Source organism: Parabacteroides sp. KHUB-01, assembly GCF_056640935.1.
This window is the reverse complement of the sequence record NZ_CM153256.1, coordinates 2810347-2831690: the sequence shown is the minus strand read 5'-3', so window position 1 is coordinate 2831690 and position 21344 is coordinate 2810347. Positions and strand designations below refer to the sequence as shown.

The following is a 21344-nucleotide window of genomic DNA, read 5'->3' as shown; positions in this document are numbered from 1 at the left end:
GATTAATCTTCTTTATCCATTGCGTTGAAATCAACAACGTTTTTGCGATTAGCCATTATACGTTCGAACTCATCTTTAGCACCAACTACCAAACGATCAAACTCACGCTGACCTGTTCCGGCAGGAATTAGGTGACCACAGATAACATTTTCCTTCAAACCTTCAAGTTTATCTACTTTACCGTTGATTGCAGCTTCATTCAAGACTTTAGTTGTTTCCTGGAATGATGCAGCAGACATAAAGCTTGTTGTCTGCAATGCAGCTCTAGTGATACCCTGAAGAATCTGGTTTGCTGTTGCAGGAATTGCATCTCTTGTTTCAACCAAACGCAAATCACGACGTTTCAACATACTGTTTTCATCACGCAACTTGCGAGCTGTTACAATCTGACCAGCCTTCAATGTCTGAGAATCTCCCGGATCAGTAACAACTTTCTTACCCCAGATTCTATCGTTCTCATCCATTACTTCCAACTTGTCAACAACCTGCTGTTCCAAGAATCTTGTATCACCCGGATCAAGGACTTCTACCTTACGCATCATCTGGCGAACGATAACTTCAAAGTGTTTGTCGTTAATCTTTACACCCTGCAGACGGTATACATCCTGGATTTCATTAACAATATATTCCTGAACTGCTGTCGGACCCATAATTGCCAAGATATCAGATGGAGTAATTGCACCATCAGACAATGGCATACCGGCACGAATATAGTCGTTTTCCTGAACAAGCAACTGCTTTGACAGAGGAACCATGTATTTCTTAACTTCACCTAACTTAGAAGTTACAGTAATTTCACGGTTACCACGTTTGATTTTACCAAAGCCAACTTCACCGTCAATTTCAGCAACGATAGCTGGGTTAGAAGGGTTACGAGCCTCGAACAATTCAGTTACACGAGGCAAACCACCGGTGATATCACCCGCCTTACTTACGGCACGTGGGATCTTAACCAATACTTCACCAGCTCTTACAGAGTCACCTTCTTCTTTCACTACGTGAGCACCCAATGGCAATGAATAATTCTTCAAATAATTACCATTTTCGTCAACGATGTGAGCTGCAGGAGCTTTTGTTTTATCCTTAGATTCGATGATAATCTTTTCTTTCAAACCTGTTGTTTCGTCACTTTCAACTTTGTAAGTAACGTTTTCAATAACACTTTCGAATTCAAGTTTACCAGAAACTTCAGAAACGATTACGGCGTTGAATGGGTCCCATTCAATAATTACATCACCTTTCTTCAACAAATCACCATTACTAAAGAATAGTTTTGAACCGTAAGGGATGTTCTGTGTCATCAACACAATATTTGTATTAGGATCAACCAAGCGCATTTCAGCCAAACGGCTAACTACAACCTGGAATTTCTTACCGTTTTCTTCTGTATCTACAGCTCTAAGTTCCTCTATTTCCAAAATAGCCTGATCATACTTACAAGACAAGCTGTTTTCTGTAGCAACGTTAGAAGCAATACCACCGACGTGGAATGTACGAAGTGTCAACTGAGTACCCGGCTCACCGATTGACTGAGCAGCGATAACACCAACAACTTCACCCTTCTGAACCATACGGTTTGTAGCAAGGTTACGTCCGTAACATTTAGCACAAACACCTTTCTTAGATTCACAAGTCAACACAGAACGGATTTCAACACTTTCGATTGGAGAATCCTGAATCTTCTTAGCTGCATCTTCACGAATTTCTTCTCCTGCATTAACAAGCACTTCACCAGTCAACGGATGAATTACATCATGAACAGAAACACGACCCAAAATTCTTTCATACAAAGAAGCAATAACTTCTTCGTTGTTCTTCAATTCTGTACAAACCAAACCACGCAATGTACCACAATCTTCTTCATTGATGATAACATCGTGAGAAACGTCAACCAAACGACGAGTCAAATATCCGGCATCGGCAGTCTTCAAGGCTGTATCGGCCAAACCTTTACGAGCACCGTGAGTTGAAATAAAGTACTCCAACACTGACAAACCTTCCTTAAAGTTAGAAAGGATAGGGTTCTCGATAATCTGACCACCTTCAGCACCACTCTTCTGAGGCTTAGCCATCAAACCACGCATACCAGACAACTGACGAATCTGCTCCTTAGAACCACGGGCTCCAGAATCCATCATCATGAAGATTGAGTTGAAACCGTCGTTATCAGCAGTCAATTGTTTAATCAAAATATTAGACAACTTGCTGTTGACATGTGTCCAAGTATCGATAATCTGGTTGTAACGTTCGTTGTTTGTAATGAAACCCATGTTATAGTTGGCCATAATCTGCTCAACTTCTTCATAACCTTCTTTAACCAATTCATCTTTTTCAGCAGGAATCAAAACGTCTGCCAAGTTGAAAGACAAACCACCTTTGAAGGCCATGTAATAACCAAGGTTCTTAATATCGTCAAGGAATTGAGCTGTACGAGCAACACCACAAGCTTTAATAACTTTACCAATGATGTCACGCAAAGCTTTCTTACCTAAAACTTCATTCAAATAACCAACTTCTTTCGGCACAAATTCATTTACCATCAAACGACCTACAGAAGTTTCGACCATCTTCTTGACAAGATTACCGTTTTCATCCAAGTCGTCAACATATACTTTGATTGGTGCATGAATTGCCAATTTCTTTTCGTTATACGCAATTGTTGCTTCTTCCGGTCCGTAGAAAATCAAACCTTCACCTTGAGTACCCTTGCGAAGTTTAGTAATATAATACAAACCTAACACCATATCCTGTGAAGGCACAGTAATAGGAGCACCGTTTGCAGGGTTCAAAATATTATGAGAAGCCAACATCAACATCTGAGCTTCCAGAATTGCTTCGTTACCAAGAGGCAAGTGAACCGCCATCTGGTCACCATCGAAGTCAGCATTGAACGCCGTACATGCAAGAGGATGCAACTGTATTGCTTTACCTTCGATCAATTTTGGCTGGAAAGCCTGAATACCCAATCGGTGCAATGTAGGGGCACGGTTCAACAATACTGGGTGACCTTTCATTACATATTCCAAAATATCCCAAACAACTGGTTCTTTGCGGTCTACTATTTTCTTCGCAGATTTAACAGTCTTAACTATACCACGTTCGATCAATTTACGGATAACGAAAGGCTTATATAATTCAGCCGCCATATTCTTTGGCAAACCGCACTCATGCATCTTCAATTCTGGACCTACAACGATTACAGAACGAGCAGAGTAGTCAACACGTTTACCCAACAAATTCTGACGGAAACGACCTTGCTTACCTTTCAAGCTATCAGACAATGATTTCAAAGGTCTGTTAGCATCAGTCTTAACCGCACTTGACTTACGAGAGTTATCGAACAAAGAATCAACAGCTTCCTGAAGCATACGCTTTTCATTTCTCAAGATTACTTCCGGAGCTTTGATATCAATCAAGCGTTTCAAACGGTTATTTCTGATAATAACTCGACGATACAAGTCATTCAAGTCTGAAGTAGCAAAACGACCACCATCAAGAGGAACCAACGGACGCAATTCCGGTGGAATAACCGGAATAACCTTCATAATCATCCATTCCGGATTGTTTCTACCTTTTGATGCTCTGAACGATTCTACAACCTGCAAACGTTTCAAAGCTTCGTTCTTTCTCTGCTGAGAACTGTCAGTACTAGCACGATGTCTCAATTCATAAGACAATGAATCCAAGTCCAAACGAGCCAAAAGGTCGTAAACAGCTTCAGCACCAATCTTAGCGATGAACTTGTTAGGATCTGAATCCTCTAACATCTGATTTTCCTTTGGAAGGTTATCCAAAATCTGCAAGTATTCTTCCTCAGACAACAAATCCAATGGAGCTACTTCTTCAACGCAACCCGGCTGGATAACAACATAACGTTCGTAATAAATAATAGCATCAAGCTTCTTTGTTGGCAAACCTAACAAATAACCAATCTTGTTAGGTAAAGAACGGAAGTACCAGATATGTGCAATAGGAACAACCAAATGGATATGTCCCATACGTTCACGACGAACTTTTTTCTCGGTAACTTCCACACCACATCTATCACAAACAATACCTTTATAACGAATACGTTTGTATTTTCCGCAATGACATTCGTAATCCTTGATAGGACCGAAGATACGTTCGCAGAACAAACCGTCGCGTTCTGGTTTGTATGTACGATAGTTGATAGTTTCAGGCTTAAGAACTTCACCACTTGAATTTTCCAAAATCTCCTCAGGAGAAGCCAAGCCAATTGTTATTTTTGAAAAGTTACTCTTTATCTTGTTTTCTTTTCTAAAGGCCATATTGTATATTTATAAAGAGTTATCAACAGTTAAAGTAGGCAAGTTTTCTCTTGCCTACTTATATGTATAATTTGAATTAGTCTAATGTAAAGCTCAAGCCAAGACCTCTCAACTCATGCAACAAAACGTTCAATGATTCAGGTATACCTGGCTGTGGCATAGGATCACCCTTCACAATAGCTTCATAAGCTTTAGAACGACCTACAACGTCATCAGACTTGATAGTAAGAATTTCCTGCAATACGTGTGCAGCACCAAAAGCTTCAAGTGCCCAAACCTCCATCTCTCCGAAACGCTGACCACCAAACTGAGCCTTACCACCTAATGGCTGCTGAGTAATCAATGAGTACGGACCAATAGAACGAGCATGCATCTTGTCGTCAACCATGTGACCCAATTTCAAGAAGTAAGTCACACCTACTGTTGCAGGCTGGTCAAAACGTTCACCAGTACCACCATCATACAAATAAGACTTACCATAACGAGGAATTCCAGCCTTATCAGTCCATTCATTCAAATCATCAAGAGTTGCACCGTCGAAAATAGGAGTAGCAAACTTCACATTCAAGCTACGACCTGCCCATCCAAGAACTGCTTCAAAAATCTGTCCCAAGTTCATACGAGAAGGCACACCAAGCGGATTCAAACAAATATCAACTGGCGTTCCATCTTCCAAGAACGGCATATCTTCCTGACGAACAATCTTTGATACAATACCCTTATTACCGTGACGACCGGCCATCTTATCACCAACCTGAATCTTTCTCTTCTTAGCAATATAAACTTTTGCCATCTGAACAATACCAGTTGGAAGTTCATCACCGATAGTTAGGTCAAATTTCTTACGACGAAGTTCTGAATCGAGCTCCTTGTATTTCTTAAGATAATTAACAATTACTTGTTTAATCAACTCATTCTTGTGCTCATCTTCAGTCCAGTTACTTACCTGAATTGAATTGTAATCCAAATCCTCCAATGCCATTCTTGTGAACTTAGCACCTTTGGCAATGATTTCAGTGTTCAAATAATCCTTGACACCCTGTGACACCAAATTAGATGTCAAAGTCATCAATTTATTGATAAGGATATTCTTCAATTCAGCCAACTTAACTTCATATTCTTCATCTAATTTCGGAAGAATAGCTTTGTCGCTCAATTTAGATTTACGCTTCTTAATAGCCTTAGAGAACAATTTAGTGTCAATTACAACACCACGCAATGAAGGTGTTGCCTTCAATGATGCGTCCTTAACATCACCAGCTTTGTCACCAAAGATAGCGCGTAACAATTTTTCTTCAGGAGAAGGATCAGACTCACCCTTAGGAGTAATCTTACCAATCAAAATATCTCCCGGTTCAATACGAGCTCCAACACGAACAATACCTCTTTCATCCAAATCCTTAGTAGCATCTTCGCTTACGTTTGGAATATCAGAAGTAAGTTCTTCCATACCACGTTTTGTTTCACGAACTTCCAATATATATTCATCAACGTGAACAGAAGTAAAGAAGTCCTCACGAACCATACGTTCGTTCAAAACAATAGCATCCTCGTAGTTGTAACCCTTCCAAGGCATGTATGCAACCTTAACATTTCGACCCAAAGCCAACTCTCCATTCTGTGTAGAGTAACCTTCTGTCAAAATATCACCCGGTTTAACTCTCTGACCTCTGCGGCAGATAGGACGCAAGTCAACAGTCGTTGACTGGTTAGTCTTACGCCACTTCGGAATATTATATGTAACAACCGCATCCTCAAATGAAACAAATTCTTCATCCTCTGTACGGTCATATTTAATCTTAATGCAAGTTGCATCAACAAATACGATTTCACCTTCGCGCTCAGCAACAATCTGAGTTCTTGAATCACGAGCAACCTGAGCTTCTATACCAGTACCTACAATAGGAGCATCAGTACGCAACAAAGGAACTGCCTGGCGCATCATGTTTGAACCCATCAACGCACGGTTAGCATCATCGTGTTCCAAGAAAGGAATCAAAGAAGCAGCAATAGATGCAATCTGAGTTGGAGAAACGTCCATCAAGTTAACTTCAGATGGAGCAACAACAGGGAAATCAGCCTCCTGTCTTGATTTAACTTTATCCCTCACGAAACGACCATTTTCATCCAATGGAGCATTACCTTGAGCGATAATCATATTTTCTTCTTCTTCTGCTGTGTAATATTGCAAACCTTCTGGAGACAAATCAACAACACCATTTTCTACCTTGCGGTATGGAGTTGCGATAAATCCAAGGTCATTAATCTTAGCATATACACAAAGAGATGAAATCAAACCAATGTTTGGTCCTTCAGGAGTTTCAATAGGACACAAACGACCATAGTGAGTATAGTGAACGTCTCGAACCTCGAAACCTGCACGATCACGAGACAAACCACCAGGTCCTAATGCAGACAAACGACGTTTGTGAGTAATTTCTGCAAGAGGGTTAGTCTGGTCCATAAACTGTGACAAAGCATTCGTTCCAAAGAATGAATTAACAACTGAAGAAATAGTCTTAGCGTTAATCAAATCAATTGGAGTAAAGACTTCGTTATCGCGTACGTTCATTCTTTCACGAACTGTACGTGACATTCTTGCCAAACCAATACCGAACTGATTATACAACTGTTCACCAACAGTACGTACACGACGGTTACTCAAATGGTCAATATCATCAACTATTGCCTTAGAGTTAATCAACTCTATCAAATATTTGATGATTTCAATAATATCTTCCTTAGTTAAAACCTTTATTTCTTCGCTAGTCTGAAGGTTCAACTTTTTATTGATACGATAGCGACCTACTTCGCCCAAATCATATCGTTTTTCAGAGAAGAACAAGTTTGTGATAACTTCACGAGCACTTGCTTCATCTGCAGGCTCTGCATTACGCAACTGTCTGTAGATATACAAAACAGCCTCTTTTTCAGAGTTACTTGGGTCTTTCTGCAGAGTATTATATATTATAGCATAGTCTGTAAGATTCTGATCTTCTCGGTGTAAAAGAATATTCTGAGTACCAGACTCGAGAATAGCATCAATATTATCATTATCCAACACTGATTCACGATCGATAATGACATCATTACGTTCTATTGAAACAACCTCACCTGTGTCTTCGTCAACGAAATCCTCTACCCAAGTTTTCAAAACACGTGCAGCCAATTTACGGCCCACATATTTCTTCAGATTAGCTTTTGTAACCTTAACTTCTTCTGCAAGGTTGAAAATTTCAAGGATATCCTTATCACTTTCAAAACCTATTGCTCTCAACAAAGTTGTTACAGGTAATTTCTTTTTACGATCGATATATGCATACATGACATTATTGATGTCAGTTGCAAATTCAATCCATGAACCTTTAAAAGGAATGATACGAGCAGAATACAATTTAGTACCATTGGCATGTGTACTCTGTCCAAAGAACACACCTGGTGAACGATGCAGCTGAGAAACTACAACACGTTCAGCACCATTGATGACAAAAGTACCACGTTCTGTCATATAAGGTATCGGACCCAAATATACATCCTGAATTACAGTATCAAAATCCTCATGATCCGGGTCAGTACAATATAATTTTAACTTAGCCTTTAAAGGAACACTATAAGTAAGACCACGTGAGATACATTCATCAATGCTATAACGTGGCGGATCGATATAGTAGTCTAAGAACTCCAACACAAAGTTGTTTCTAGTATCTGCTATAGGGAAATTCTCTGCAAATACCTTATACAAACCCTCCTTCTTTCTCTTTTCAGGAGGCGTGTCGAGTTGAAGGAAGTCTTGGAAAGACTTCAATTGTACTTCGAGAAAGTCTGGATATGGAAGAGAATTCTTAATCGAAGCAAAACTAACTCTTTGATTTACAGTTGTTGAAGACATCTGGTAAGGATTTTATTGAACTAAATGAAATTATAGACACAAAAAGGTTAAGAATCTTCCTTACAGAAGATTCTTAACCAACTCACCTGTTTAACAGGTTTTAATCTTATTTAAGCTCAACTTCAGCACCAGCTTCTTCCAAGCTCTTCTTCAAAGCTTCAGCATCTGCTTTGTCGATACCTTCTTTCAAGTTGCTAGGAGCACCGTCAACCAAATCCTTAGCTTCTTTCAAACCAAGACCAGTCAATTCTTTAACCAACTTAACGATAGCCAACTTGTTAGCACCAGCTGATTTCAATACTACATCGAAAGATGTTTTTTCTTCTGCAGCAGCAGCGCCAGCAGCAGCAGGACCTGCAACAGCAACAGCTGCAGCAGCAGGTTCGATACCATATTCTTCTTTCAAGATTGTAGCCAATTCGCTAACTTCTTTTACTGTCAGGTTTACTAATTGTTCTGCAAAAGCTTTCAAATCTGCCATTTTTGTATATTTTAAATGATTATTTTACTTGTTTAATTATAAATTATCTTTCTTCCAATGTCTTCAACAAGCCATGGATAGTTTGTCCTGATGACTGTAAAGCAGAGATAACGTTCTTCGCTGGAGATTCCAACAATGCGATAACGTCTGCGATAAGTTCGTTTTTGCTCTTGATATTTACCAATTCTTCCAAGCTGTCTGCACCGAAGAAACCTTCCTGTACATAAGCACCTTTAAGCTGAGGTTTACCTTCACCTTTAGAATCCTTAGTAAATTCTTTGATCAAACGAGCTGGGGCATTAGCAACATGTGAGAACATCACTGCTGTATTACCCTTAAGAGCAGAATGTAGAGGTGAGAAATCACCTTCAACATTTTCTAATGCTTTTTTAAGCAAATTGTTTTTAACAACGACTAGCTTAACTTCGTTTTTGAAACATTCTCTTCTTAATTTGCTAGTTTTCTCAGCATCAATTGCTTCGATATCTGTCAAATAGAAGTTAGGATATTCCTTCAAAGTAGCAGTCAATTGCTCTATAATAACACCTTTATCTTCCTTTCTCATTGTTCAATTGTTTTTTAGTTTTCTTCAACTGATTTTGGGTCAATTTTAATACCCGCACTCATAGTACTTGAAAGATAAATGCTCTTTATATATGTACCTTTAGCAGCAGACGGTTTCAACTTAATCAAAGTTGAAATAAATTCCTTAGCATTATCACGGATTTGTTCCGCATTGAAAGAAACTTTACCGATTGAAGTGTGAACGATACCAGCTTTATCAACTTTAAAGTCGATTTTACCCTGTTTAACTTCTTTTACTGCGCTTCCAATTTCATTGGTAACAGTACCACTCTTTGGATTCGGCATCAAACCACGAGGACCCAATACACGACCTAGAGCACCAATTTTACCCATGATTGAAGGCATAGTAATGATTACGTCAACATCAGTCCAACCACCTTTAATCTTTTCAATATATTCTTCTAGTCCAACATAGTCAGCACCAGCTGCAGTAGCTTCTGCTTCCTTATCTGGAGTACACAATGCAAGAACCCTAACCTGCTTACCTGTTCCATGAGGCAATGAAACAACGCCTCTTACCATCTGATTGGCTTTACGGGGATCAACACCTAAACGAACATCCACATCTACAGAAGCATCGAACTTAGTTGTTGTGATTTCCTTTACCAACTCAGCAGCTTCCTTAAGTGAATATGCCTTCCCAGCTTCAATTTTACCCAATGCCAACTTTTGATTTTTTGTAAGTTTACTCATCTCAATTGAAGTTTATTAGTTATTACCCGGGAATGTCCCTTTAACAGTGATACCCATACTTCTAGCTGTACCAGCAACCATTTTCATGGCTGATTCTACAGTAAAGCAGTTCAAATCTACCAATTTGTCTTCTGCAATAGCTTTAACCTGATCCCAAGTAATTTCAGCAATTTTCTTACGATTAGGTTCTGCAGAACCACTCTTTTGTTTTGTAGCTTCCAACAACTGAATAGCTACTGGAGGGGTTTTAACGACAAAGTCGAAAGACTTATCAGCATAGTAAGTAATTACAACAGGCAATACTTTACCAGCTTTGTCTTGGGTCTTGGCATTAAATTGCTTGCAAAACTCCATAATGTTAATACCCTTAGAACCTAGAGCAGGTCCAACTGGGGGAGAAGGGTTTGCTGCTCCTCCTTTAATCTGCAATTTGATTTGTCCAGCAACTTCTTTAGCCATTTTTCTAAAAATTTAGATATATAACATCAATAACAGAAAGATCAGTACTTTTCGTAACAAGAGTACTTACTCTTTCTCAACTTGTGTATAAGCCAACTCAAGTGGTGTTTTACGTCCGAAAACTTTAACCATCACTTTAAGTTTCTTTTTCTCAGCATTGACTTCTTCAATGATTCCACTAAAACCATTGAACGGACCGAAAGTGATTTTAACAGTCTCACCAACCAAATATTGAACATCAAGCTCGTTCGGCTGCTCCTGCATTTCATCAACCGTTCCTAAGATTCGGCTGACTTCTGACGGACGCAAAGGAACTGGGTTATCAGACCCGCCCAAAAATCCAATAATATTAGGAATATTCCTCAAGCGATGAGCGACTTCACCTACCAAAGCGGCTTCGACCAATACATAACCTGGCAAATAAGCTCTTTCTTTTACAACTTTTTTACCATTACGCACTGAATAAGTTTTTTCAGTAGGAATTAAAACCTGTGAAACATATTCTCCTAAATCAGTATTCTTAATCTCAGCTTCCAAATACTCCTTCGCTTTGTTCTCTTTACCACTTATGGCACGAAGAACATAAAATTTCTTTTGAACGTCAGACATACCTAAAACTGATTAAAAGATTTTCTCATAGAAGAATCGCATCACACCTTCGAAGCCAAAGTCAACAACAAAGATAAATGCTGCAATTATAAGGGAAGCAAACATAACAACCACAGCACTATTGGAAAGCTCTGTTTTCGTAGGCCAAGAAACCTTATATACAAGTTCGTTATAAGATTCTTTAATATATTCAATTAACTTCTTCATTGAATCTATAGATTTTAGCACGGAACGAGAGGCTCGAACTCCCGACACCTGGTTTTGGAGACCAGTGCTCTACCAACTGAGCTAGTTCCGTAAATAGCCAGCCTATAAAAGGCTGGCATTATATTTCAGGAAATTAGTTTTCCAATTCAGTAATCTGACCAGCACCTACTGTACGTCCACCTTCACGGATAGCGAAACGCAAACCTACGTTACAAGCAACTGGGTAGATCAATTCAACTTCGATAGTTACGTTATCACCCGGCATAACCATTTCAGTTCCTTCTGGCAATGTGATTTCACCAGTTACGTCCAATGTACGGATATAGAACTGAGGACGATAGTGGTTGTGGAATGGAGTGTGACGACCACCTTCTTCTTTCTTCAAGATATAAACCTCTGCTTTGAATTTTGAGTGAGGTTTGATCTGACCCGGGTGGCAGATTACCATACCACGTTTAACTTCGTTCTTATCGATACCACGAAGCAACAAACCTACGTTATCACCAGCTTCACCCTGATCCAACAATTTGCGGAACATTTCAACACCAGTTACAACTGACTTCTTACCGTCAGCGCCCAAACCGATGATCTGAACTTCGTCACCAACTTTAACAACACCAGTTTCGATACGACCTGTAGCAACTGTACCACGACCAGTGATTGAGAATACGTCTTCAACAGGCATCAAGAAAGGTTTATCAACTTCACGCGGAGGAAGAGGAATCCATGTATCACAAGCATCCATCAATTCCATTACTTTTTCTTCCCACTGAGGATCACCATTCAAAGCACCAAGAGCAGAACCACGAATGATTGGAGTATTGTCACCGTCGAAGTTATAGAAAGACAACAATTCGCGCATTTCCATTTCAACCAATTCCAACATTTCTTCGTCGTCTACCATGTCACATTTGTTCATGAAAACAACCAATCTTGGAACGTTTACCTGACGAGCCAACAAGATATGTTCACGAGTCTGAGGCATAGGACCATCAGTTGCAGCAACTACAATGATAGCACCGTCCATCTGAGCAGCACCAGTAACCATGTTCTTAACGTAGTCGGCGTGACCCGGACAGTCTACGTGAGCATAGTGACGATTAGCTGTCTGATACTCTACGTGAGAAGTGTTGATAGTAATACCTCTTTCTTTTTCTTCAGGAGCATTATCGATAGAATCGAATGAACGCAATTCTGAAAGACCTTTCTTTGCCAATACTGTTGTGATAGCAGCTGTCAAAGTTGTTTTACCGTGGTCAACGTGACCAATCGTACCAATGTTCACATGTGGTTTCGATCTGTCAAATTTCTCTTTTGCCATAACTTAAATGTTCTTTATTTGATTAATGATCATATTCTAAACTAAAAAGAGCCTAAACCGAGACTTGAACTCGGGACCTCTTCCTTACCAAGGAAGTGCTCTACCGCTGAGCTATTTAGGCATTGAGAGCGGAAGACGGGGCTCAAACCCGCGACCCCCAGCTTGGAAGGCTAGTGCTCTATCAACTGAGCTACTTCCGCAATTTATCTGTAACTTAGCCTATAGCTATTCAGCTTTATTACACCCTTTTTGTTTCAGTGGGCAGTGATGGATTCGAACCACCGAAGGCGTAAGCCAGCTGAGTTACAGTCAGCCCCATTTGGCCACTCTGGTAACTGCCCTGATTTAAGTTTTTGAGTTCCTAAGCTTTTGAGTTATTAAGTTTTTAGCAAACTAAAAAACTTACAAACTTATAAACTTAAAACCTTTGAGCCTCTTGTCGGATTCGAACCAACGACCCCGAGATTACAAATCACGTGCTCTGGCCAACTGAGCTAAAGAGGCATATGCTAATTTGCAGCTATTTCGATACCACACCGAAACGGCTGCAAATTTAAGCATTATTTCTTATATACCAAATTTATCCACCGTTTTTTTTACTTGGCTCTAATTTTTTCTTTGAATTTAACCAATTGTTTCTCTAATGCAGAAACACATTCATCAACAGCGCCTTCAAAAGTATCATCTATCTTATCTGCAAAACATTCACCATTCCTAACTTTCAGCATTATTCCAACCTGTTTGTTGTTTGCTGTTTCAGGTTTTACGACCTTCAAAGTTACTTCTGCTGATAGTATGCCGTCAAAATATTGTTCTAGTTTTGAAACTTTCTTCTGAATAAATGCTTCCAATTGGTTAGATGCATCAAAATGGATAGCTTGAATTCTAATTTCCATAAATACCTCCTTCTTTTTTTGCTCTAGGGTGAGCATGATAAACTTTTTTTAATTCTTCAAAGGTTGTATGTGTGTAAACACTGGTTGAAGCTAAACTGCTATGACCAAGAATTTCTTTCACAGCATTTAACTCAGCACCATTATTCAACATACTCGTTGCAAAGGAATGTCTCAGCACGTGTGGACTCTTCTTTCCTAAATTTGGAAGAACCGACAAGTAATCCTTTACTATATTATAAACAAGCTTAGGATATAATTGTTCACCATTTTTACGAACAAAAAAACTTACCGTATGTCCAACTTCACGATATTTAACATCCAGATAAACATGCATTAAGTCTTTAAGACTGTCAGCAAAAGGAATAATTCTCTGCTTATTACGTTTTCCTAAAACCTTTATCTGTTGCATACCAAAATCGACATCATCTTCACGAAGATTTATCAACTCAGATTCACGGATACCGGTATCATAAAACATTTCTACAATAAGCCTATTCCTTATACCTTCAAAGTCATCCTTAGGCAATTCCTCGCATAGCAAATATTCCATTTCCGAATCTTTGATAAAATAAGGCAAAGGCTTTTTAACCTTTGGACCATTCAAAAGACGCAATGGATTTTTGCTCACTATTCCTTGCCGTTTAAGGAACTTAAAAAAAGATTTCAAAGAACTTAATTTCCGGTTAACAGATGTGGTTTTGTCTCCATTTTCAAGCAAAAAGACCATCCAATTTCGAACAACGTCTAAATCTATCAACTCCGGATTCAACGCCTGGTTGCCATTATTAACAGTCAACTCATCATTTAAAGGTAATCTCTCCAAAAATGAAATAAACTGTGCTAAATCTGTTTTGTAAGCAAGTATGGTATAATCTGAATAATTACGCTCATACTTCAAGTATTCCAAAAACTTATCAACCAAACATCTCACGCTGCATGTCTTTTTGTTTTATGCAACGAATATAAAAATAAGAATTCAATAAAACAAGCCTTGCGGAATATTTTTATTCTTCAGTCTGCTGCAAATGCTGAACATAAATCGCACGCATTGTCTGTTTTCTTTTAGTTACAGACGGCTTTTCAAATGCCTGACGATTTCTCAACTCTTTAACAACACCTGTTTTTTCAAATTTTCTTTTGAATTTCTTAAGCGCTTTTTCAATGTTTTCGCCTTCTTTCAATGGAACTACGATCATAATTTAATTTTTATTTTATTATTTAATACTATATCCTATTTTATTCAATAGATTTCCGCCTCTTCTATAAAGATATTACCTGATGGTAATTTATAGAAAAAACAAAAACCACAATCGGGCAGCAAAGGTACCGATAGTTTCGTTATTAGCCAAATTTCTGACTTAAAATCTTATGTTTTTATTAATTGTTAATCAACAACCTCCTTTCCCGGTCTGACTTAGAATTAAACATTTTTGAGTTCCTTATAAAATGCATAATAAATCACATATCCATTTTTATAATGCGGTGCAAAGGTACAAATAAATATTTAATTTTAAAAGTTTTATATCACAAATAGAATATACAAAAAAAGCCTTGAAACAAGATCACTCTCACTTCAAGGCATAAAATACAGATAATATAATTATTTCATGAACAACATTACTTCTTTAATAAAATCCAAGAAAGGCTGTGGAAATTTTTGTTCTGTAATATTTCTTATAGTAACATATTTTTGCTTTCCGTCTGCCGACAATGCAATCTGAGAAAAGAATCCGTCCTCATCTTTCGAAGCTTCATCATATCCGTACATATCTTCCATATCAAATATATCCGCATTCTTCAAAAGTTTATCAAAACGTTCAAACTCCTCATCCGTAAACTTTCCACTTTTCATAACAGGCCTGATTTTTCCCTGAGCATTATCCATGTAGAAATTACATTTTTCAATCTTATAATTTCCATCACTGTCAAAGGCAAAAACAAGTTTAAACTGAGATAAATTCTCCACAGTGTATGAGAATTCATATTCTTTAAAAGATCTGGGATAAGAAAAATAGACGATTAGTATCACCAGCACTATTCCACCTATTAACAAACACCATCGTTTCATACCCTACATTATTATATAATACAGAGCCAAAGGCTTCTTACAGTCTTATGGCTCTGTATTTTCAATGTTATACTAATAATACTTTTATATTATCTCCAAGCTTCTGGCTGAACCAAATATGGTTGACCATTTTCATCATTACCTACAGTCTGAATCTGTTCATCAGGTATAGGGAACATTGTTTTTGCAGGACTTAACACTGCTGCAGCTGCATATTTTGACAAATATTTTCTTTCATAATCAACATATGCTTTCAATTCAGCAGACATCACATCACCACCATAACGAACCAAGTCAAACCAGCGTTCACCTTCCATTGCCAATTCAAGTTTACGTTCCATTCTGATAGCCTTGATGCAGACATCCTTATTTGAGAATGCAGCATGAGTTGAAGGATATTCTGATATCTTGTAATTAGCAGCAGGTGTACCATCTTCTAATTTGATAATGTTTACAGGCAAAGCAGCACGGCGGCGAATCTTATTGACCTGTTCCATTGCACCTTTCAAATCTCCAGCGTTAGCCAAACATTCTGCATAAAGCAATACCATATCTCTGACGCTCAAATACTGCATATTCATTGCTGAACCAGGAGCCCAACCACCATATAAGTTAGTCAACTTAGCATCAGCTTCATGTTTGCTGTAAACATGTTTCTTAGGCATAAATACACCACCATTTGACGGGTCTCGGATCCAACCAGTTTCAGGCATACCCCAATCTTTATAAGGTATTCCCAAACGACCTACAGTAAAGTCCAAACGTGGGTCTACAGCTATAGATGCATTATTTTTACTAACATTACCGTCACCTGTAGGTTCTGTCACAGTTGGCATATTTCTATATTCTCCATTCAAATAAGGAAGTCCGTTTGCATCTACCTGGAATGAATTAGCCAATTCCTGTGAAGGCTGATAGAAACCGCAACATCCACCAGGACCTGTATTATGAGGATAGTTCAAACAGAAGGCTGCATTACCCATATCTTGAGCTGAGTTAGAATACTGAACAGCAAAGATAGATTCTTTACCATTTTCCATTGTTGCATCCCAGTTCGCATTCAAATCATCTTCCAATCCATATGGTAAGCCATTTGAAGTTACACCACTCTCAAGCAATTCTTTCAATACTGGCTGAGCTTCTGCTACCTTTCCATAATACATCAAGGCTTTTGCTTTTAAAGCTTTTGCAGCCCATACATTAGCTCTACCCACATCCTGCTGTGTATTAGGCAATGCTGCTATTGCTGCATCTATATCAGCCAACACATTTGAAGAAATATCTTTATCGTTATGTGCCTTTGGATCATTATCTGTAAATGATTCATCAAAGTAAGGAATGAATTTACCAAAAACTCTTGTGCCTTCGAAATAAATCAAGCCACGCAAGAACTTCAATTCTCCTTCGCGAGTTTTCTTGATATCTTCATTCATATCTTCTACTTTTGCCAAAATCTGCAAAGCTGTATTTACTCTTTTAGAAGAAGAATAAACCCAACCCCATTTCTGGCGCAAATAGTCATTTGTACTCAATGTCTTGTAAATCTCAACTTCGTTCAATGTTGCCTGGTCACCAGTGTTTGATCCTTTATTGGCATCACCACCATACATACCACCAAACACCCAGTTGAAAGGAGATGCCTGATATGGGTCATAACCATCAACAGGAGCAGCCAAAGCTGCATAAGCATTGATTGTCAACATTTCAACCCCGGTAGCATTTGTCAAAGCGTCTGAGTCCAAGCTACCCTGAGGACTTTTATACAAGAAATCTTCACCGCAAGAGCCTAAGAAAAGCAAAGCACTCAAACTTAATACGGTTATATATCTTTTTTTCATAATCTAATCATTTAAGTTTAACAATTAATCATTAAAATGAGAAGTTCACACCGAACAGCAAACGCAATGTAGTTGGCCATCCACCCATATCCAAACCTCTTCTCAAATCGGCACCATTACCATCACCTACTGATGCATTTGTAAATTCTGGGTCAAGACCTGAATAACCAGTAATAGTCAACAAGTTTTCAGCCTGTACATACAAACGCAAATTTGAAATATTAGCTTTCTTCAACCAGTCTTTTGGCAATGTATAACCTAATACCATATTCTTCAAACGAAGGAATGAAGCATCTTCTACATAGTATGAACTTGAGTTCGCACCACTGTAGTTATCCTTGTTATCCAAAATTGGCAATATAGCGTTACTGTTGTCAGCACCAGGTGTCCATGACTGTTCCAACATTCTTCTTGAACGATTACCATCGAATCCCCAGAAGTCAGTGAAGAACTTAGTATTGTTGAACAAATCATTACCTAAAGTTGAATACCAGAACATTGTGAAGTCCCAGTTTTTCCAAGTTACAGTTGCATTCAAACCTGCAATCAAATCTGGGTGAGGGTTACCAATATAAGTACGGTCTGCTTCTGACAATTTACCATCCTTTGTTTCATCAGCAAACTTGAACTTACCTACATAAGCCTTTGCTTCATCTTCAGTAATTGAGGACATTCCAAGAGGCGGTAATGCCATAACTTCCTGAACACTTTCATAGAATCCGTCAACTTTATATCCGTAGAACATAGAAATAGGCTGACCTGCTGTTGTTCTTGTAACCGGACCACTCAAACGAGTACCATATCCCCACAATGAATAGTCTTCTTGTTCTGACAAACGAAGAACTTCATTCTTGTAGTGTGAAAGGTTCAAGTTGATATCCCAGCTCCAGTCTCCCTTCTGATCACGATAGTTGAAATTGAAGTCAACACCGGTATTCTTCATATCACCAAAGTTAACGTATGGTTTTCCAGCTTCACCTGCAAATGCAGAATATGCAGCAGAAATCAACATATCAGTTGTTTTCTTATGATACCATTCTGCACCAATACTGAATTTACCATTCAAGAATGTAGCATCCAAACCGACGTTGAACATTTCTGTTGCTTCCCACTTAGTATCTTCGTTACCATATTTATCCAAACGGAAACCAACCTGTGTTGAAGTGTTCGCACCTGTTATATCATAGTCAGTACGTTTTGAATTTGTAACATATTCGTAAGCGAAGTTTGTTGCACGTGGCACTTCAGAGTTACCAGTCTGACCATAACCTACACGAAGTTTCAAATCGTCCAACCAATCACGAGTATTCTCCATAAATGCTTCTTCAGAGATACGCCAACCTAAAGATACAGATGGGAATACACCATAACGATTTGACTTAGAGAAACGAGACACACCATCTCGACGGATAATACCTGTTACCAAGTATTTGTCAGCAAATGAATAGTCAACACGGCCAAACAAACCGAACAATGCAAACTCTCCTTTATATGAAGATTCGGCAAGACGCTGGTTGTCATTAGCACCCATGTTCAATACCCAAGTATTCTCATTATCTTCGAACAAATAATTATAACGTTTACCAAGCAACTCTCTACCCATTCCGTCACGGATAGCCTCAGTACCTAACAATACTGTAAGTTTATGAACATCATTGAATGTTTTGTTATAAGTCAATGTATTTGTCCAAACCCAACGGAAATTATATCCAGACTTTTCCTCCAAGTCGTTCTGACCTGTTGTTTCAGAGAACTCAGGATTAAGTTTGTTCATTCTGTAATAATACTGGTTTGTATAATCCAAACCGAAATTTGTACGGAATGTCAAACCATCCCAAATATCAGCCTCAGCCCACAAGTTACCGAAAATACGGCTATTAGAATAATAGTTGTCCTTATTACGTATCTGATTTGCTACCGGGCTCTGGAAGTTACCTGTTCCTGAGAATTTAGAACCGGCAAAATTTCCCTGAATATCATATACTGGAACCCATGGAGAAGCACGATATGACCATGAATACGGGCTTGATTCAGCACCGTTAGGGCTCAAACCATTATCTTTAGTAAATGCATAAGTCAAATTCTCACCAACACGCAACCAGTCACGGATGTTGAAAGAAGTATTGGCACGAACCTGATAACGTTTGTAGTAAGACTCAATAACTGTACCATCCTGTTTGAAATAGTTGGCACTCAAATTGTATTGACCTTTTTCAGTACCACCGGAAACAGAAATCTGATGATTCTGCATAATACCAATACGGTCAATTTCATCCCACCAGTTTGTGTTAGAGAATGGAGCCAATGTATTATCAGGATAACTATAACTGTTAGGGTCAATATCCTGACGGCCACCAGCACCTGCCTGAGTCATTAAATTAGGAATAATGAAACCGTTTTCACCAGTTCCAAACTGCACGTGTGAAGGTCTTGCTCCAGAGCCAGTAAGCATTGCATTGTTCATCTGAGCCTGCCATTCAACGTCCAAACGTTCCTGTGAATTAAGAACATCATAGTCCTTCATAGTTTTCTGCATACCAACATAACCGTCATAAGTTACTTTTGGCTGTCCGGACTTAGTACCTTTCTTTGTAGTAATCAAAATTACACCATTTGCTGCCTGAGCACCATAGATAGCTGCAGAAGAAGCATCCTTCAATACCTGCATACTTTCGATATCATTCGGGTTCAATGAGCTCAAGTCCTGATTTCGTGTAGAAACTCCATCGATTACATACAACGGACCGTTATCATTTACGGTATTGATACCACGGATACGAACCATTGCTGGAGAACCAGGAGAACCAGACTGACCGATATATACACCGGCTGCCTTACCTTGCAACTGTTGAGTCGCAGAAGATCCTGAAGAAGCAAGCAATTCCTTTGTATCAACTACTGCTACAGAACCTGTAATATCCTTTTTCTGCTGAGTGCTATAACCTGTTACAACAATTTCACTCAGATTCTGAGTATCTTCCTTCAATGTAACAGTCATTGTTGCAGAAGGTTTTACTTCCTGAGGCACATAACCGATATAAGAAATTACCAATGTGGATTTAGCGTCAGCTTCGAGAACGAAATTACCGTCCAAGTCAGTAATTGTACCATTTGTTGTTCCTTTTACAAGAACGTTAACGCCTAACAAGGGCTCGCCTGAAATGTCCAGAACCTTACCTTTTATCGATACATTCTGGCCTATCATGCATGTGGAGCATAACAATAAGGCTGAAGAAAGAAGAGCCACTCTCCTTTGCTTTCCAATAGATTTAAAGGTCTTTCGCATAAAAATAAAATTAAGTTATTATTTTAAGGTTACAATAATACAAACTAAATAATCCAAGTTTCACAAGTTCTAAATCTTATACTCTTCCGATCTCTCTATTGTCTATAAAAATCATAGTGTAACTTATATAGGCTTGTTCAACTTAATTATTTTCATTACAGTGTGTTTATATATTTTCCCTAATGTTTCTATTCTTTTAATTTTTAAGGTTAATCATCATCAAAATCAATCATCACGAACGCAAATGTAAACATTATTTTACAATAAGCAAATGTTTCGAATGTTAATTCCATACATTTTCATAACGCTCTTAAAAATTTAACATTTACTTTTTAACACATATTACTTTATTATACCCCAAAAGTATTCTATAAATTACAAAATATAATCAATAACAATCTGTGATTCAAACCCTCAAACCTAACAATTGCTTATATAATCTTAAAACTAAGTCTCAGTTTTTATAAATCAAGCTTTAGTTTTTATAAACTAAGATTCAGTTTTTACAAACTAAAGCTTAGTTTTAAGATTAAATAGTTACCTGGATAAGTTTAAATAGTCATTTAATACAGCAGATAATATTTCAGAGACAGGTTTACAAGACCAAATCCACGTCTCCTCACGCTTAATTGTTCCAAATCTCTTGTTCACTTGTTTCCTTTGCCAACTCGTTAACCGGAAGTTAAGCTAGTAAACTTTAATAAGCTAATATTTAAAGTTAGT

At 38.3% G+C, this 21344-nt stretch carries 15 protein-coding genes and 5 tRNA genes; all 20 read right to left on the bottom strand.

All coding sequences use genetic code 11. The features are described from left to right. Nucleotides 1–2: 2 nt before the first annotated feature. Nucleotides 3–4289, bottom strand: a complete 4287-nt coding sequence (gene rpoC / locus ACYIAR_RS12085; protein WP_480329803.1) for a DNA-directed RNA polymerase subunit beta' — start codon at nt 4287–4289, stop codon at nt 3–5. A gap of 76 nt (nt 4290–4365) precedes the next feature. Next, the gene (rpoB, locus tag ACYIAR_RS12080) at nt 4366–8178 is read right to left on the bottom strand and encodes a DNA-directed RNA polymerase subunit beta (RefSeq protein WP_480329802.1); all 3813 of its coding nucleotides are present in this window, start codon (nt 8176–8178) and stop codon (nt 4366–4368) included. Between the two features lie 106 nt (nt 8179–8284). Further along, entirely contained in the window at nt 8285–8659 is a 375-nt protein-coding gene (gene rplL / locus ACYIAR_RS12075; RefSeq protein ID WP_480329801.1) for a 50S ribosomal protein L7/L12, read from the bottom strand. A 43-nt stretch (nt 8660–8702) separates the two neighbouring features. Further along, a complete protein-coding gene (gene rplJ, locus ACYIAR_RS12070) occupies nt 8703–9224 on the bottom strand; it encodes a 50S ribosomal protein L10 (protein WP_480329800.1) in 522 nt (173 codons plus the stop codon). A 14-nt stretch (nt 9225–9238) separates the two neighbouring features. Continuing rightward, nucleotides 9239–9937 (bottom strand): 50S ribosomal protein L1, encoded by a 699-nt coding sequence (gene rplA / locus ACYIAR_RS12065; protein ID WP_480329799.1) that lies wholly within the window; start codon nt 9935–9937, stop codon nt 9239–9241. Nucleotides 9938–9952: 15 nt separating this feature from the next. Then, on the bottom strand, nt 9953–10396 hold the full coding sequence (gene rplK / locus ACYIAR_RS12060) for a 50S ribosomal protein L11 (RefSeq protein WP_480329798.1): 444 nt from the start codon (nt 10394–10396) through the stop codon (nt 9953–9955). Nucleotides 10397–10462: 66 nt separating this feature from the next. Continuing rightward, nucleotides 10463–11005 (bottom strand): transcription termination/antitermination protein NusG, encoded by a 543-nt coding sequence (gene nusG, locus ACYIAR_RS12055; protein ID WP_480329797.1) that lies wholly within the window; start codon nt 11003–11005, stop codon nt 10463–10465. 12 nt (nt 11006–11017) lie between these two features. Next, nucleotides 11018–11212, bottom strand: a complete 195-nt coding sequence (gene secE / locus ACYIAR_RS12050; RefSeq protein WP_480329796.1) for a preprotein translocase subunit SecE — start codon at nt 11210–11212, stop codon at nt 11018–11020. A gap of 18 nt (nt 11213–11230) precedes the next feature. Further along, nucleotides 11231–11303, bottom strand: a tRNA-Trp gene (locus tag ACYIAR_RS12045). Nucleotides 11304–11345: 42 nt separating this feature from the next. Further along, entirely contained in the window at nt 11346–12533 is a 1188-nt protein-coding gene (gene tuf / locus ACYIAR_RS12040; protein WP_480329795.1) for an elongation factor Tu, read from the bottom strand. 49 nt (nt 12534–12582) lie between these two features. Further along, nucleotides 12583–12654, bottom strand: a tRNA-Thr gene (locus ACYIAR_RS12035). Between the two features lie 6 nt (nt 12655–12660). Further along, nucleotides 12661–12733 (bottom strand) — tRNA-Gly (locus ACYIAR_RS12030). 58 nt (nt 12734–12791) lie between these two features. Then, a tRNA-Tyr gene (locus tag ACYIAR_RS12025) sits at nt 12792–12874 on the bottom strand. Between the two features lie 89 nt (nt 12875–12963). Beyond that, a tRNA-Thr gene (locus tag ACYIAR_RS12020) sits at nt 12964–13037 on the bottom strand. A 92-nt stretch (nt 13038–13129) separates the two neighbouring features. Beyond that, nucleotides 13130–13429 carry a ribosome hibernation-promoting factor, HPF/YfiA family gene (hpf, locus tag ACYIAR_RS12015; RefSeq protein ID WP_480329794.1) on the bottom strand — a complete coding sequence of 100 codons (300 nt, stop codon included), beginning with the start codon at nt 13427–13429 and terminating at the stop codon, nt 13130–13132. Beyond that, nucleotides 13419–14360, bottom strand: a complete 942-nt coding sequence (locus tag ACYIAR_RS12010) for a tyrosine-type recombinase/integrase (protein WP_480329793.1) — start codon at nt 14358–14360, stop codon at nt 13419–13421. The genes hpf and ACYIAR_RS12010 overlap by 11 nt, the downstream gene beginning before the upstream one ends. A 73-nt stretch (nt 14361–14433) precedes the next feature. Beyond that, nucleotides 14434–14625, bottom strand: a complete 192-nt coding sequence (gene rpsU, locus ACYIAR_RS12005; protein ID WP_480329792.1) for a 30S ribosomal protein S21 — start codon at nt 14623–14625, stop codon at nt 14434–14436. A gap of 404 nt (nt 14626–15029) precedes the next feature. Further along, entirely contained in the window at nt 15030–15497 is a 468-nt protein-coding gene (locus ACYIAR_RS12000) for a hypothetical protein (protein WP_480329791.1), read from the bottom strand. An 89-nt stretch (nt 15498–15586) separates the two neighbouring features. Further along, nucleotides 15587–17335 carry a RagB/SusD family nutrient uptake outer membrane protein gene (locus ACYIAR_RS11995; protein WP_480329790.1) on the bottom strand — a complete coding sequence of 583 codons (1749 nt, stop codon included), beginning with the start codon at nt 17333–17335 and terminating at the stop codon, nt 15587–15589. A gap of 31 nt (nt 17336–17366) precedes the next feature. Continuing rightward, nucleotides 17367–20540, bottom strand: a complete 3174-nt coding sequence (locus ACYIAR_RS11990; RefSeq protein ID WP_480333641.1) for a SusC/RagA family TonB-linked outer membrane protein — start codon at nt 20538–20540, stop codon at nt 17367–17369. Between the last annotated feature and the right edge of the window lie 804 nt (nt 20541–21344).

What these genes read in the sequence shown, in the direction of transcription:
- rpsU (WP_480329792.1), bottom strand. Translation starts at nt 14,625, where the DNA reads ATGATCGTAGTTCCATTGAAAGAAGGCGAAAACATTGAAAAAGCGCTT.
- ACYIAR_RS11990 (WP_480333641.1), bottom strand. Translation starts at nt 20,540, where the DNA reads ATGATAGGCCAGAATGTATCGATAAAAGGTAAGGTTCTGGACATTTCA.
- ACYIAR_RS11995 (WP_480329790.1), bottom strand. Translation starts at nt 17,335, where the DNA reads ATGAAAAAAAGATATATAACCGTATTAAGTTTGAGTGCTTTGCTTTTC.
- ACYIAR_RS12000 (WP_480329791.1), bottom strand. Translation starts at nt 15,497, where the DNA reads ATGAAACGATGGTGTTTGTTAATAGGTGGAATAGTGCTGGTGATACTA.
- nusG (WP_480329797.1), bottom strand. Translation starts at nt 11,005, where the DNA reads ATGTCTGACGTTCAAAAGAAATTTTATGTTCTTCGTGCCATAAGTGGT.
- tuf (WP_480329795.1), bottom strand. Translation starts at nt 12,533, where the DNA reads ATGGCAAAAGAGAAATTTGACAGATCGAAACCACATGTGAACATTGGT.
- rpoB (WP_480329802.1), bottom strand. Translation starts at nt 8,178, where the DNA reads ATGTCTTCAACAACTGTAAATCAAAGAGTTAGTTTTGCTTCGATTAAG.
- rplK (WP_480329798.1), bottom strand. Translation starts at nt 10,396, where the DNA reads ATGGCTAAAGAAGTTGCTGGACAAATCAAATTGCAGATTAAAGGAGGA.
- rplA (WP_480329799.1), bottom strand. Translation starts at nt 9,937, where the DNA reads ATGAGTAAACTTACAAAAAATCAAAAGTTGGCATTGGGTAAAATTGAA.
- rplL (WP_480329801.1), bottom strand. Translation starts at nt 8,659, where the DNA reads ATGGCAGATTTGAAAGCTTTTGCAGAACAATTAGTAAACCTGACAGTA.
- secE (WP_480329796.1), bottom strand. Translation starts at nt 11,212, where the DNA reads ATGAAGAAGTTAATTGAATATATTAAAGAATCTTATAACGAACTTGTA.
- rplJ (WP_480329800.1), bottom strand. Translation starts at nt 9,224, where the DNA reads ATGAGAAAGGAAGATAAAGGTGTTATTATAGAGCAATTGACTGCTACT.
- rpoC (WP_480329803.1), bottom strand. Translation starts at nt 4,289, where the DNA reads ATGGCCTTTAGAAAAGAAAACAAGATAAAGAGTAACTTTTCAAAAATA.
- hpf (WP_480329794.1), bottom strand. Translation starts at nt 13,429, where the DNA reads ATGGAAATTAGAATTCAAGCTATCCATTTTGATGCATCTAACCAATTG.